The following is a 13,679-nucleotide window of genomic DNA, read 5'->3' on the forward strand; positions in this document are numbered from 1 at the left end:
TTAGAGGGTGTGGTTGGGCAGGCGATCGCCGAAGCGCTCACCAAAGAACATTTGAGAAATCTCGAAGCGTCCCCCGTAGGATTTGGCGGGTTCCTCGGCAGCATAGCCTAGGGCTACGAGGCAGCACACGTCTACTTCGCCCGGAATCCCAAAGGCGGCTTTGACCTGGCTGCTGCTGAAGCCCTCCATGGGGCAGCTGTCGACGCCGAGACTTTTGGCGACGATGAGCATGTGGGCCACAGCCAGCATGGTGTGGCGGTTGGTCCAGGCCTCCATGGTTTCAAAGCAGGGTTTGTTTTCAAAGAGGCCTGGTACCTGCTGGCGGACGACCTCGGCGTAGGCATCGGTCATGGCGTCGTGCTGTCGCCCCAGATCGATGACGGCCTCAATGTAGTCGCTGTCCCCAACCCGGCGATCGCCGCAGCAAATCACCACCACCGGCGCTTCGCTCACCTGGCGCTGATCAAAGGCACATTCTCGCAGCTTGTCTTTGTTCTCCTGGGCCTGAACCACGACAAAACGCCAAGGCTGGAGGTTGTAGCCAGACGGAGACTGGAGCGTCAGCCGAAAAATCTCCTCCAGAATGGCTGGCGGAATCGGGTCAGGACGAAAAGAGCGCGTCGCGCGACGCTGCTCGATCGCTGCCTGAAGTCCTAGAGAAGGCTGAAGTTCGATGGTCATGTCAAGTCTCGCTCTTGAGGGCGTACTGGAGCCTGCCAAAGAGCCGCTGCTGGCGACTCCCCGTGAGTCCTAGCTTCAGAGAACGGCCCTCAAAAGGCAACCGCCCAGGGAGGGAGTTGGGAGAGAGACCTAGGGGACTTAGTCGAGGCCGAGTTCCCGCTTCAGCAGGTTAATGGACTTGGTGCCGATGTAGTTTTCGCAGCACATCAGCTTGGGCGGACGAATGATGTCCTCGCGGGCGGCGGCTAGGGCCGTTTTGACGGCGGCGCAGCTCTTGGGGTCAAAGCTGGCAATCTGCTGGGTGCCGCGCACCATGGCGTTGAGCTTGAAGGCGTCATCGGGCTGGGCGGTCATGACCAGCAGGTCATCGCCCCGCAGACTGTGCACAATCAGCTCGGAGGCCCGCAAAAAGCCGCTGCTGAGGCTGACCAGGCCAACGCAGCTATCCTTGGGTAGCTGCAGCAGCATCTGGATTTCCTTGGCGTAGTCGTAGATGTCGACGGGAATCACGCGCACGGATTTGGGAGCGGCGATCGCCTCCGCATCGCCAATGAAATAGCGACTGGTGACAACGGTGCCCGAGCGTGTCTGGTCGAGGGCCTGACCGAGCTCCTCCATGGGCACTAGCTGAACGGGCATTTGCAAGGCCTGCTCTAGCTCGCGGGCCATCAGCTCGCCCGCGCCAATGTCTTGCTGGGGCGCCGTGACCAGCACCCGAGCGCTGCACCGCAGCCGCCAGTCGATCTCGCTAAGGAAAAGCTCCCGCGCTTCATTGAGGGAGCAGCCTTGCTTGAGCAGTTCGTCGAGGCTGCCGCGCACGAGGCGAGAGGCGATGGGATATTTCTCAAAGAGGGGCGATCGCGGTGCTTGGGTGCCGCCTTCGTCGCCCTGGGCGCGCACGTAGATGCCAGAGCCCGCTTGGGCGTCGACCACCCCTGCTTCTTCGAGCTGTCGGTAGACCTTACTGATGGTGTTGCGGTGGAGGCCGGTCTGCATGGCGAGCTGCCGGGTGCTGGGCAGTCGGTGTCCGGGGGGAAACTGCCGCGAAGCAATGGCGAAACGAATTTGATTGTAGAGCTGGGCAGACGCCGGAATGTCGCTGTCGGACTGAATATGAAATTGAACCATCCCAAGATCCTCCTGAGGGCTGACGGGTCAGGGCTGCGATGCCGGCCACAGGGCTTGAAGTGACCAAAAACCGGACTTTTTTGGCGATCGCCCGTCAGAAAAGCAATGCTCCGCGAAGTAGAAGCGTCTTCGCCGGCCAACGGGAACCTGCGGTGGTCTGCGGCCAAATTGCAGCGATTCGCTCCTGATAATACTTTAGGCCACGGGCATCCAAACCACCCAGGACGGTAATGTGGATGCTTTGGAGGCGCGGCCCAGCGTTTTAGACGCGCCAAGGGGGCCAAAAGTTGCCCAGCGCGATCGCCTGATCTATGAGCCAGTTCATGGGCTCGGGAAGGGGCAGCCAAACCTATTTTTGAGGGCCTGGGTCCAGGGGCATACCCTCCGAGCCCTTTGACTGAAGGGCGAAATATAGGGAGGGCGCGATATAACAAACGTATTTTCGGTTGCTTCGAGGGTGATCATGGCGGCAGACATTCGGACAGAAACGGTGACAGTCCCGGGTGAAGTGGCGATCGCCGCTTACCTAGCAGAGCCGGTTGGCCCCGGACCGTTTCCGGCGGTGGTGGTGCTGCAAGAAATTTTCGGCGTGAATGCGCATATTCGAGAGGTGACTGAGCGGCTGGCGCGCCTGGGCTATGTGGCGATCGCCCCGGCCCTTTACCAGCGATTGGCTCCGGGCTTCGAAGCGGGCTACACGCCCCAAGACATTCAGGTTGGCCGCGAATACAAAAACCAAACCCGCGCTCCAGAGCTGCTCAGCGACATCCAGAGCACCCTTACCTATCTCCAGCAAAAGCCCAATGTGCGCGCCCAGGCCCTGGGCGCGATCGGCTTCTGCTTTGGTGGGCACGTGGCCTACTTGGCCGCGACCCTGCCCGCGATCAGAGCGACGGCTTCGTTTTACGGCGCTGGCATTCCGGACTGGTGTCCCGGCGAGGCTCAGCCCACCCTCCAGCGGACCGCCCAAATTTCTGGCACCCTCTACGCCTTCTTTGGCATGGAGGACCAGAGCATTCCTGAGGCCCACGTGAACCAGATCGAGTCGTCTTTGGCCCAGCACGGAGTAAAGCATCGGGTGTTTCGCTACGCAGGGGCGGGCCACGGCTTCTTTTGCGATCGCCGCCAGAGCTACGAGTCCCGAGCCGCCGCCGACGCCTGGGAGCAGGTGCAGCGCCTCTTCCAGGGCGTTCTCCAGGGAGATTAGACTCGGCGGCGATCGCGCCCCGGAGTCCCCCCTCAGAGGCGGCGGGATTTTCTGCGTTTCTGGAGCAGGAAGTGTCAAAGTGGAGATAGCTCGTCAGGGGCACTCCGAGACCGAGGTGGGTACCTGCTCTAGGATGTCCTGGGCTGTCGGTCTCTAGGCCGAGGTCAGGCCCGCTCTGGCGATATCTTCGCGCGGCGTCGCCTCATCCCCATGGCTCGTCGTGCACCATTCGTTTTAGTTCAAAAGTAATCATGAATTCCGAATCAACGCGTCCTCAAGCAGCGGCTCCTGGCTTTTCAATGGATGACTTTGCCAAGGCCCTAGAATCCCACGACTACCAGTTTGAGTCGGGGCAGATTGTGCGCGGTACGGTCTTTGAATATGACAGCAGCGGTGCCTATGTAGACATCGGCGGCAAGGCCGCGGCCTTTGTGCCGGCCCGAGAAGCCTCCCTCAGCAGCCGAGTCGATCTGCAAACGGCGCTGCCGCTGAATGAGGCGCGGGACTTTCTCATCATCTCGAACCAAAACGCCGACGGTCAGGTGACCCTGTCGGTGCGCCGCCTGGAGCTCAATCGCGTTTGGGAGCGCCTGGCGGAGATGCAGACCAACAATGAGACGATCGCCGTGCGCGTTTCTGGGGTGAATAAGGGGGGCGTGACGGCCGATGCCCAAGGCTTGCGGGGCTTCATTCCGCGATCGCAGCTCGTGGAGCGCGAGGACCTCGACAGCCTCATCGGCAAGACGCTGACCGTGAAGCTGCTGGAGGTCAACCGGGAGACCAATAAGCTGGTGCTCTCCCACCGCCAGGCCGCCCAAGCCGCCAGCATTGGCCAGTTTGAAATTGGTCAGCTGGTCGAAGGCAAGGTGGTCAGCCTGAAGCCCTTTGGCCTGTTTGTGGACCTGGGCGGCACGACGGGCCTGCTGCACATCAAGCAGATCAGCCAAAACTATATCTCGTCTCTCCAGGCGCACTTCTCCGTGGGCCAAGCCATCAAAGTGGTGATCACGGACCTCGACGAGTGGCAGGGGCGCATTTCTCTGTCGACGCGGGTGCTGGAGAGCTATCCGGGCGAGATTTTGGAGAAGTTTGAAACTGTGATGGCGGAGGCGGGCGATCGCGCGAGCCGGGCCAAAAAGCAGCTCAGCGACGCGGAATAATGGGCAATCAGCGATCGTCCTGAGAGGGCGATCGCACTATCGGTTCCCAACCTCAACGATACTGATAAAGGGGCGGCTACCAGGCCGCCTCTTTTGTCGCGCTCAAACAGCGATTGCTGGGCCTGGAGATAGCCGCCCCCGCAAGCCTTGAGCCCTGGCGAAAGAGGCCCTGGCAGCCCTCGCTGGTTGTTTAAGATGCTGACGTTAAATCACCATGGCGACGATTTGGGAGCTTGATTTCTATTCCCGTCCAATCTTGGATGAGCGCGAAAAGAAGGTGTGGGAAGTGCTTGTATGCGAGAGTCCCCAGACCGTCAACCAGGCACCGGAGACGCTATTTCGCTATGCCGAGTACTGCGACAGTGGTGAAGTGAATTCGGTGCGGCTGCGTCAGGCTCTGGAGCGGGCGATCGCCCAAGCCCCCCAGCCTCCAGACAAGATCCGCTTTTTTCGCCGCCAGCTCACCAACATGATCACCAAGGCCTGTAGCGATCTGGGAGTGCTGCCGCTGCCCAGTCGGCGGACAGTCACGCTCAATCAGTGGCTGGAGGAGCGATCGCGCGATGTCTATCCTCTCGATCCCAACTACCGCGAGGGGGTGGTGGTGCCGTCGGTGCAGTTCGAAACCCCCGAGCCCAAGCGACTCCCCGATGCCCTCAACTACGACCGGCTGGCCTTTGTGACCCTGGAGGCCGGTGCCTTTGCCGATATGACCGAGTGGAGCATCGACTTTGGCGAGGCGTTTCCCCTTGAGGCCCTGGGCTTGACTCCGGAGACGCGGGTGCCGGGGGTGCTGCTCTTTTCGTCGCGGGCGCTGCCCTTGGCGGCCTGGATGTCGGGACTCGAGATGGCCTTTGTGCGCTACGAGGAGACGCCCAACCCCTGTTTGGTCCTGGATACGGGGGCCAATGAGCGCTGGCTGCTGCGCGGAAATCTGGCGGAGCGATCGCAGCAGCAGGAGGCCAAAAACTTTGAGTTAGCCAAGCAAGCAGCTCAGAATGTCCATTTCATTGGCGTTCAGAGCGATCCTCAGTCTGAGGCCTTTAGCGGATTTTGGCTGTTACAGGAGGTCAATCTAGCGTAGTCTAAATCTTAGGCGGGCGGCTGCTTGCGGCCTCCGGTCATTTAGGATTCAGCATCGCAGGGTCATGGGGTCTGATAAGTTGCAACAGGAGGCGCTGGCAGAACAGCTGTTGGAGTTGGCCGCTCGGGCTGGAGCCGAGGCGGCGGAGGTGTTTCAGTCGCAGTCCCTCTCGCGCCCGGTGTACTTCGAGGCCAACCGCCTCAAGCAGCTGGAAAGCGCTCAAGCGGCAGGCACCAGTCTCCGACTCTGGCGCGCAGGACGGCCTGGGCTGGCCGTGGCCTATGGCCCGGTGGAGCCCCAAGTCTTGGTGGATCGGGCGATCGCCCTCAGCCAGCTCAACGAGCCCGAAACGGTCGAATTTGCCAACACCAGCAAAACCACCTATCCCGACTTAGGCCATTCGGTGCCGGTGGAGCAGCTGGTGGAGTGGGGCCGCGAGGCGATCGCCCTCGTGCGCCAGGTCTATCCCGATTTGCTGTGCACCGCCGAGTGGGAGTGCGACGTCGAAACCACCCGCCTGGTCAACTCCCAGGGCCTAGACTGCGGCTACACCGACACCACCTTGAGCTGCTACCTCTCGGCGGAGTGGGTCCGGGGGGACGACTTCCTCAGCGTGTCCGACGGCCAGACCCAGCGCGACGTCCTCGACCCCGCCAGCCTGGCAGACCAAATTTTGCAGCGCCTGGCCTGGGCCCAAGAAAACGTCGCGCCGCCCATTGGCCGCGTGCCGGTCCTCTTCACCGCCAAGGCCGCCGACATGCTCTGGGGGACCATCCAGGCCGCCCTCAACGCCAAGCACGTCCTTGAAAAATCTTCTCCCTGGAGCGATCGCCTGGGGCAGCTCGTCATTGCGCCCCAGCTCACCCTCTCCCAGGACCCCGACGCGGGTCCTTTTAGCTGTCCCTTTGACGACGAAGGCATGCCAACCCATCCCTTCGTCTTCATTCGCGACGGCGTGCTGCAAATGTTTTATGCCGACGGCACCACGGGCCGCCAGCTAGGCAGCGGCAGCACCGGCAACGGATTTCGGCCGGGGCTGGGCAGCTATCCCACGCCGGGCCTTTTCAATTTGCTGGTAGCGCCGGGCCAAAAGTCTTTGTCAGACCTGATCAGTCTGCTCGATGACGCCATCATCGTGGATCAGATGCTCGGCGGGGGTGCTGGTCTCTCGGGCGACTTCTCGATCAATGTTGACCTCGGCTTCCGAGTCCAGAAGGGCCAGGTGACTGGACGGGTCAAAGACACCATGGTGTTTGGCAATGTCTACGCAGCCCTCAAGCAGCTTGTCGAACTCGGGGGTGACGCCGACTGGAACGGCTCCTGCTACACCCCGTCGCTCATCGTTGAGGGGCTCTCCACCACCGGACGTCAATAGCCGCCAGCTGTCCCCCCACTCCTAACCCCATGCGCTACCCCCCTGTGCTCCAGTTTGTGCGACCGTTGCTGAGACCCAAACGGACCGCAATTCTGGAAGCATGCCTCATTGGGCTGGTCGCGGCCTTTGCGGTTGTGATTTTGCGTCAGGGCATTGGGCTGCTGGGGGGATGGCGAGTCCACTTGGCCCAGCAAGGTCCGGCCTGGCTGGTGCTGTCGGGCATTGGGGCTGTGGGCGGCTTTCTGGCTGGCTGGCTGGTGGAGCGAGTGGCCCCCGAGACCGCTGGCAGCGGCATTCCCCAGGTCAAGGCGGTTTTGGCCCGAGTGCCGATCCCTCTGGACTTGCGGGTCGCGGCGGTCAAGCTGCTGGGCGCGGTGCTGGCGCTGGGGTCTGGGCTGACCCTGGGGCGCGAGGGCCCGACGATTCAGATGGGAGCGGCGATCGGGGCTCAGCTGAGCCGCTGGTTTCCGACGTCGCCCGATCACCGTCGACAGCTGATTGCGGCGGGGGCAGGGGCGGGGCTGGCGGCTTCTTTTAATGCGCCCTTGGCGGGCGTGCTGTTTGTGGTCGAGGAGCTGCTGCGGGATGTCTCGGGCTTTACGCTGGGGACGGCGATTTTGGCCTCGTTCATTGGGTCCGTCGTGGCGCGACTGCTGGGGGGACGCGGCCTGGACGTGAATCTAGCTGCGGTGCCGGTGCAGGCCAATTTTCACGCGGTGGATATCCCGTTTTATCTGCTGCTGGGGCTGCTGGCGGGGGTGCTAGGGCCGCTGTTTTGCCGCGGCATTTTGGCCAGTCTGACCATTAATCGGCGGGTGCTCAAGCTGAGTATGCCCTGGCGCATGGCTTTGGCGGGCTGTCTGTCGGGGCTGGTGGTGTCGGTGTTGCCGCTGCCCTTTCGGGACCATGCGGGGCTGCGGGCGTCTTTGGTGACGGGGGCGGCGGACTGGCAGACGATGGCGATCGCCTTTGGGGCGCACGCGGTGCTGACCATGCTGGCCTACGGCTCGGGGGCTCCTGGCGGCCTGTTTGCGCCGATTCTGGTGCTGGGGTCGGCCCTGGGCTATATGGTGGGGGCTGGCGAACAGCAGCTGCTGGGGGTGGGCCTGCCGACGACCTATGCCCTGGTGGGCATGGGGGCGTTTTTTAGCGCTGTGTCCCACGTGCCGATCACGTCGGTGGTGATCATCTTTGAGATGACGACGGATTTTAATCTGGTGCTGCCGCTGATGGTGGGGTCGGTGGTGGCCTATTTTGTGGCGGACAAGGTGGACAGTGCGTCGCTCTACGACCATCTGCTGGCCTGGAATGGCATCGAGCTGGAGCGATCGCCCAGTGCAGAGCCAGAGTGGGCCAACCTGCGGGCGGCGGATGTGATGCAGCGACGGGTCGAGACCCTGGCCAGCCAGCTGAGCGTTGAAGAGGCGATGCAGGCCTTTTCGCGATCGCACCATCGGGGCTTCCCAGTGGTTGACGACGGCAAGCTGGTGGGCATCATCACCCAGTCGGACCTGGCCCAGGCTGCTGCCCGCTCGGCCACGGTGCTGCGGGATCTGATGACGCCCCAGCCCGTGACGGTCAGCCCGGACGACACCCTCAACCAGGTCCTGTATCTGCTCAACCGCTACAAGCTCAGCCGCCTGCCGGTGACCGAGGGGCGGCGGCTGGTGGGAATTATTACGCGGGCGGACATTATCCGGGTGGAGGCGGACCGGCTAACGGGAGAAAGCGATCGCCCCGGTCCCCAGACGGCGCCGTCCTACTGCGTGTACCAGACGCGATCGCCCACGGTCGGCCAGGGCCGCCTGCTGGTCCCCTTGGGCAATCCCCAGACGGCGGATCTGCTCTTGCAAATGGCGGTGGCGATCGCCCGCGATCGCCACTACGAGATCGAGTGTCTGCGGGTGATTCAGATTTCGCGCCACCAGCTGCCCACGGAAACCAGCGTGGACACCCTGGAGAGTCGCCGCCTGCTCCAGCGCGCCGTCCGCTTGGGCCGTGACCTGCACATTCCCGTCCACACCCAAATCCGAGTGGCCCACGACCCGGCGCAGGCGGTGCTGGAAACCATTGAGGAGCGCCACATCAACTTGATCTGCATGGGCTGGAAAGGCAGCACAACCACGCCGGGGCGGGTGTTTGGCAGCACCATGGATACCGTGATTCGGCAGGCGGCCTGTGACGTGATGCTGGTGAAGTTTGGGGCGGGGGTGGCCCTCGCCCCGCGCTCGCCGATCTTTGCGGAGGCCCACCGCCTGCCCTTTGGCGGGGAAAAGGCGCGGGCGGCTGCCTCCCTCCAAAACTTCGATCGCTGGCTGCTGCCCATCGCGGGCGGACCCAATGCCCAGCGCGCTCTGCACTTTTTGCCGGGGCTCATTGCCCTGAGTTCGCATCCGAAGGTCCGGCTGTACCAGGTTTTCACGTCGCTTCAGGCGCCGATGTCGAGCGACCTGCTGGTCCAGGATGTGGAATTTTTGAGTCAGCACCTCAACTGCCCGGTGGTCGCGACCACGGCCCAGGATTCCTCGGTGGCTGAATCCATTCAGGATTTGGCGCTGCGCGATCAGACCGATGTGATCGTGCTGGGGGCAACGCGGGAGGGGCTGCTGCAGCAGGTGATGCAGGGGAATATCCCGGAGGCGATCGCCCGCAAAAGTCCCTGTACGGTTATTTTGGTACGGGGGGCGATCGCCGATGAGCCGCCCAGCGCCTGGGGGGTGTGACCCCTCATTTAAAAAGTGCCATAGTGGTGGAGTCGCTGCGATTGGGGTGAGACCGCGTCCCCTCTCCGGATCAAGCGTTGGTGCGCTCGGAGGAGAAAAGGGATCCCTGGCTCTCGCTCAGGCTGTCCGGTCGCGATCGCTTGCCTTCTCCTCATTCTTTTTCCTCCACCTTTGTGGTCTTAAAACGTCTCGCCCAGGTTTGTTCGCGAGTTGAGTCGCTGCCCCTCAAAAAGTGGCTGCTGGCTCCGGTTGTGATGCCGTTTGTGACCAGTGCGGCAGTGACCGCCAGTTTGCTCGGGCTCCAGTCTGTGGGAGCGTTGCAGCAGGCCGAATTGAAGGTTTTTGATACGATGGTGCGCCGCCGTCCTGAGCTGGGGCCGGACCCGCGCCTGCTGGTGGTGAGCATTACCGAAGCAGACATTCAGCGCCAGGGCCGCTGGCCGCTGTCGGATCAGACCGTCGCCGACGCCTTGCAGCGCTTGCAGCAGCACCAGCCCCGCCTGATCGGCCTGGATGTGTATCGAGATGTGCCCCAGATGCCGGGACGATCGCAGCTGCTCAAAGCGCTCCAGGCGGAAAACACGATCGCTATCACCAATCTGGGCAGCGGCGACGACGCCGGGGTGCCCGCCCCTGAGGGCCTGCCCACCGACCGAGTCGGCTTCAATGATTTGCTGATCGACAGCGACAATGTGGTGCGCCGCCACCTGATGATCGCGTCCGTGGCCGAAGAGACCTACTTTTCCTTTCCGCTGCTGCTGGCGATCGCCTATCTGGATACCGAAGGCCAAACGGCCCGCAACAGCCCCAGCAACCCCAACCATCTCCAGATTGGCGAGACGGTGTTTGAGCCGCTCCAGGCGACCTCGGGGGGCTACGCCAAGGTGGATGCTCGGGGCTATCAGCTGCTGATCAACTACCGCTCTGGCCGCCAATCGGTGCGCCAAATCTCCCTGACGCAGCTGCTCAATGGTGAGTTTGACCCGGCCTGGGTGCGCGACAAGGTGGTGCTGGTGGGCACGACGGCCTCAAGCCAAAAAGATGTGTTTTATACGCCCTTTAGCGCTAGCGAAGAAGAAATCCCCGAAATGCCCGGGGTGCTGGTCCACGCCCAAATGCTGAGCCAGATTTTGGATGCGGTCGCGGGCGATCGCCCGCTGTTTCGCTACTGGACGCCGACGGGCGAGGGCCTGTGGCTCTGGGGATGGGCGATCGCCGGGGGCGTCCTGGCTTGGCGGGTGCGCCATCCGGCGTTGCTGCTGTCCGGCGCAGCGGGGGTGCTGGTCCTGCTGGGAATGGCGAGTTTTTCGCTGTTTGAGGCCCACGCCTACTGGGTGCCGACGATCGCCCCGGCCCTGGGGCTGGTCCTGACCGGCAGCCTGGTGGTGGCCCACCGCGCCTACGAGGCCCACCAGCAGCAGCAGACGGTGATGCGCCTGCTGGGCCAGAGCACCTCGCCGGAGGTGGCTGCGGCCCTCTGGACCAGCCGCGATCGCCTCCTCAAGTCCGGCAAGCTGCCCGGCCAAAAGCTGACGGCCACCACCATGTTTGTGGACATCAAAAATTTCAGCACCATCTCCGAGATGCTGCTGCCCGAGCTGCTCCTGGAGTGGCTCAACACCTACCTAGCGGCAGCCACCCAAGAAGTCCTCGCCCACCAGGGCGTGGTGAACAAGTTCACCGGAGACGGCCTGATGGCCGTGTTTGGGGTGCCGGTGCCGCGGCAGAGCGAGGCCGAAATCGCCGCCGACGCCCGCAATGCCGTGCGGTGCGCCCTGGTGATGGGCGATCGCCTCCGGGCCATGAACCAGCTTTGGCGCGAGCAGGGCCTGCCCCTGATTGAAATTCGGGCTGGTATCTTCACCGGGCCAGTGGTGGCGGGCAGCCTCGGCAGCAAGGAGCGCCTAGAGTACGGCGTGATCGGCGACAGCGTGAATATTGCCGCCCGCCTCGAAAGCTGCGAAAAAGATCGCCAGGGCGATGTGTGCCGCGTCCTGATCGCCAAGGAAACCCTGGTCTACCTAAACGATGAATTCGAGGTGGATCACTGGGGACCCCTGGCCCTCAAGGGCAAGCACCACTTGGTGGACGTGTATCGGGTGATCGGCTTGGCGCGATCGCCCCAGCCCCGCCAGCCCGCCGAGCCCCCCACCGCCCTCAACTAGCCGCGCAAAAAAGCCCAAAAAAAGCTCCCCCACAGGGGAGCCAGATAGCCGAGTCAATCAAATCTATTGGGTCTCTATTGGGCCAGCCAGCGCGCTGCGTCCTTGGCGTGGTAGGTCAAAATCAGGTCAGCCCCTGCCCGCTTGAAGCTCAGCAGGGTTTCCATGACCAGCTTTTCCTCGTCTACCCAGCCATTGAGGGCGGCGGCCTTGACCATGGAGTACTCGCCCGAAACGTTGTAGGCGGCGACGGGCAGGTTCGTCGCTTCCTTCACTCGCCAAATGATATCCATGTAGGCTAGGGCTGGCTTCACCATCAGGAAATCAGCACCCTCAGCGATGTCGAGGGCAATTTCCTTGAGGGCTTCGCGGCCGTTGCCGGGGTCCATCTGGTAGGTGCGGCGATCGCCAAATTGGGGCGCCGACTCCGCTGCATCCCGGAAGGGGCCATAGTAGGCCGATGCGTACTTCGCCGCGTAGGACATGATGGGAATCTGCTCGAAGCCCGCCTCGTCCAGACCCGCCCGAATGGCCTGCACAAAGCCATCCATCATCCCCGACGGCGCAATAATGTCAACCCCCGCCTTGGCCTGGGACACTGCCGTTTTCTTGAGCAGCTCCAGGGTGGGGTCATTCAGCACCCGACCCGTCAGGTCGCCCGTCTCCAGGTAGCCGCAGTGGCCGTGGCTGGTATACTCGCACAGGCAGGTGTCGGCAATGACCACCAGATCGGGCACCGCTTCTTTCACCGCCGTGGCCGCTTTTTGGACGATGCCGCAGTCGTGCCAGGCGCCCGTAGCGTCAATGTCCTTGTCTGCCGGAATCCCAAACAGGATGATGGCCGGAATTCCCAGGTCGTAGACTTCCTTCGCCTCTTCGACGATCTTGTCGATGGAGAGCTGGTACACCCCCGGCATGGACTTCACTTCCTGGGCAATGCCTTCACCGGGCACCGCAAACAGCGGGTAGATCAGGTCGCTGGTGGTGAGGCTGTTTTCGCGCACCATCCGGCGGATTTGGGCGTTGCTGCGCAGTCGGCGGGGACGATGAACTGGGAACATAAATCTTCTTGTGCTACGCGCTTTAGAAAAACGTCTAGGGTCGGCGGGACTTCTTAAAAGTTTAAGGTCTGACCAAGACGGGACTGCGCCGCCGTAATGTTCTGTAAAGTCTCGCGATCTGGGAAAGCAAACAAACCGCAGACAAACGCAAAGAGGCGATCGCCCTAGGGCGATCGCCTCTTTGACTTAGGGTCGATCGAATGCAGCAAACCCCAAATCGTCAGTCTCTGGTTGCTTGGGCAATTAAGCCGTAGCTTCTGCGGCGATGGGGTAGACGCTGACCTTTTTGCCGCTCTTGCCGCGACGCTCAAAGGTCACAATGCCGTCTACGAGGGCGAACAGCGTGTCATCGTTGCCCCGACCCACGTTGTTTCCAGGGTGGACCTTGGTGCCGCGCTGACGAATCAGGATATTGCCAGCCCGCACAACTTGACCGCCGTAGCGCTTCACGCCGAGGCGTTTGGCGTTTGAGTCGCGGCCGTTACGAGTACTACCTGTTCCTTTCTTATGAGCCATTGTGTCCTTCCTGTCGTCTCTTTAGGGGTAAACCGTGGGCGATCGCGCCTAGCGTTTCTAGGCCTCAGCCTTTTCAGCCGCCGTCAGTTTGGTGCCGTTCAGGCTGATGGCGTCGATCATAATCCGGGTCAGCTCTTGGCGGTGACCTTGCTTCTTACGGGTTTTCTTTTTGGGGCGCATCTTGTAGACGATGATCTTCTTGCCCCGCAGGTGGCTGAGGACGGTTGCCTCGATGGTTGCCCCTTCGACAAAGGGCTGGCCGATGGTCACTTCGCCATCGTTTTGCACGAGGAGCACGCGATCGAGGGTGAGGGTGCCATTGGCGTCGACGGCCAGGCGGTTGACGTCGTAGAAGCGACCGGGCTCGACGCGCAGCTGCGTGCCGCCGGTTTCAATAATTGCGTAAGTCATAGCAGGTGGTGGTTTCCAGAATTGCCGTACAGGTAGCCAGTGAGTCCGCTCGTCGGATGCTCCGGCCTTTCGCGATGTCTGAACCTGATCCGAGCAGGAATTAAGACAGCCAGTTTATCAGTATCGCTAATAGCGACCCCCGGCGTCAAGGCGCGATCGCCCGGTCCCTGG

11 protein-coding genes are annotated in these 13,679 nt (G+C 62.3%); 6 read left to right on the forward strand and 5 right to left on the reverse strand.

Annotation, left to right across the window (positions count from 1 at the left end):
* Entirely contained in the window at window positions 1–681 is a 681-nt protein-coding gene (locus tag GEI7407_RS01550; protein ID WP_015170370.1) for a nitroreductase family protein, read from the reverse strand.
* A 138-nt stretch (window positions 682–819) separates the two neighbouring features.
* Entirely contained in the window at window positions 820–1,809 is a 990-nt protein-coding gene (locus GEI7407_RS01555) for a GntR family transcriptional regulator (RefSeq protein ID WP_015170371.1), read from the reverse strand.
* A 463-nt stretch (window positions 1,810–2,272) separates the two neighbouring features.
* Here GEI7407_RS01555 and GEI7407_RS01560 point away from each other — a divergent pair, with 463 nt between their 5' ends.
* The 6 genes from GEI7407_RS01560 to GEI7407_RS01585 all read left to right on the forward strand — a co-directional run bounded on the left by GEI7407_RS01560 (window position 2,273) and on the right by GEI7407_RS01585 (window position 11,523).
* Window positions 2,273–3,016 (forward strand): dienelactone hydrolase family protein, encoded by a 744-nt coding sequence (locus GEI7407_RS01560; protein ID WP_015170372.1) that lies wholly within the window; start codon window positions 2,273–2,275, stop codon window positions 3,014–3,016.
* Window positions 3,017–3,267: 251 nt separating this feature from the next.
* A complete protein-coding gene (locus GEI7407_RS01565) occupies window positions 3,268–4,176 on the forward strand; it encodes a S1 RNA-binding domain-containing protein (RefSeq protein ID WP_015170373.1) in 909 nt (302 codons plus the stop codon).
* A gap of 214 nt (window positions 4,177–4,390) precedes the next feature.
* Complete coding sequence (locus GEI7407_RS01570) at window positions 4,391–5,260, forward strand: Tab2/Atab2 family RNA-binding protein (protein WP_015170374.1); 870 nt, start codon at window positions 4,391–4,393, stop codon at window positions 5,258–5,260.
* 64 nt (window positions 5,261–5,324) lie between these two features.
* Window positions 5,325–6,635 carry a TldD/PmbA family protein gene (locus GEI7407_RS01575; RefSeq protein ID WP_015170375.1) on the forward strand — a complete coding sequence of 437 codons (1,311 nt, stop codon included), beginning with the start codon at window positions 5,325–5,327 and terminating at the stop codon, window positions 6,633–6,635.
* Window positions 6,636–6,664: 29 nt separating this feature from the next.
* Window positions 6,665–9,358 carry a chloride channel protein gene (locus GEI7407_RS01580; protein ID WP_015170376.1) on the forward strand — a complete coding sequence of 898 codons (2,694 nt, stop codon included), beginning with the start codon at window positions 6,665–6,667 and terminating at the stop codon, window positions 9,356–9,358.
* Between the two features lie 173 nt (window positions 9,359–9,531).
* Window positions 9,532–11,523, forward strand: coding sequence for a CHASE2 domain-containing protein (locus GEI7407_RS01585; RefSeq protein ID WP_015170377.1), 1,992 nt, complete (start codon window positions 9,532–9,534; stop codon window positions 11,521–11,523).
* A gap of 74 nt (window positions 11,524–11,597) precedes the next feature.
* On the opposite strand, the gene hemB is transcribed toward GEI7407_RS01585, so the two are convergent.
* The 3 genes from hemB to rplU form a co-directional block, all read right to left on the reverse strand.
* On the reverse strand, window positions 11,598–12,581 hold the full coding sequence (gene hemB, locus GEI7407_RS01590) for a porphobilinogen synthase (protein ID WP_015170378.1): 984 nt from the start codon (window positions 12,579–12,581) through the stop codon (window positions 11,598–11,600).
* Between the two features lie 243 nt (window positions 12,582–12,824).
* A complete protein-coding gene (rpmA, locus tag GEI7407_RS01595; protein ID WP_015170379.1) occupies window positions 12,825–13,097 on the reverse strand; it encodes a 50S ribosomal protein L27 in 273 nt (90 codons plus the stop codon).
* A 57-nt stretch (window positions 13,098–13,154) separates the two neighbouring features.
* On the reverse strand, window positions 13,155–13,508 hold the full coding sequence (gene rplU, locus GEI7407_RS01600; RefSeq protein ID WP_015170380.1) for a 50S ribosomal protein L21: 354 nt from the start codon (window positions 13,506–13,508) through the stop codon (window positions 13,155–13,157).
* Window positions 13,509–13,679: the final 171 nt, after the last annotated feature.

It is taken from the genome of Geitlerinema sp. PCC 7407 (assembly GCF_000317045.1).
In the GTDB taxonomy this organism is placed as follows: domain Bacteria; phylum Cyanobacteriota; class Cyanobacteriia; order PCC-7407; family PCC-7407; genus PCC-7407.

What these genes read in the sequence shown, in the direction of transcription:
- GEI7407_RS01550 (WP_015170370.1), bottom strand. Translation starts at nt 681, where the DNA reads ATGACCATCGAACTTCAGCCTTCTCTAGGACTTCAGGCAGCGATCGAG.
- GEI7407_RS01555 (WP_015170371.1), bottom strand. Translation starts at nt 1,809, where the DNA reads ATGGTTCAATTTCATATTCAGTCCGACAGCGACATTCCGGCGTCTGCC.
- GEI7407_RS01560 (WP_015170372.1), top strand. Translation starts at nt 2,273, where the DNA reads ATGGCGGCAGACATTCGGACAGAAACGGTGACAGTCCCGGGTGAAGTG.
- GEI7407_RS01565 (WP_015170373.1), top strand. Translation starts at nt 3,268, where the DNA reads ATGAATTCCGAATCAACGCGTCCTCAAGCAGCGGCTCCTGGCTTTTCA.
- GEI7407_RS01570 (WP_015170374.1), top strand. Translation starts at nt 4,391, where the DNA reads ATGGCGACGATTTGGGAGCTTGATTTCTATTCCCGTCCAATCTTGGAT.
- GEI7407_RS01575 (WP_015170375.1), top strand. Translation starts at nt 5,325, where the DNA reads ATGGGGTCTGATAAGTTGCAACAGGAGGCGCTGGCAGAACAGCTGTTG.
- GEI7407_RS01580 (WP_015170376.1), top strand. Translation starts at nt 6,665, where the DNA reads ATGCGCTACCCCCCTGTGCTCCAGTTTGTGCGACCGTTGCTGAGACCC.
- hemB (WP_015170378.1), bottom strand. Translation starts at nt 12,581, where the DNA reads ATGTTCCCAGTTCATCGTCCCCGCCGACTGCGCAGCAACGCCCAAATC.
- rpmA (WP_015170379.1), bottom strand. Translation starts at nt 13,097, where the DNA reads ATGGCTCATAAGAAAGGAACAGGTAGTACTCGTAACGGCCGCGACTCA.
- rplU (WP_015170380.1), bottom strand. Translation starts at nt 13,508, where the DNA reads ATGACTTACGCAATTATTGAAACCGGCGGCACGCAGCTGCGCGTCGAG.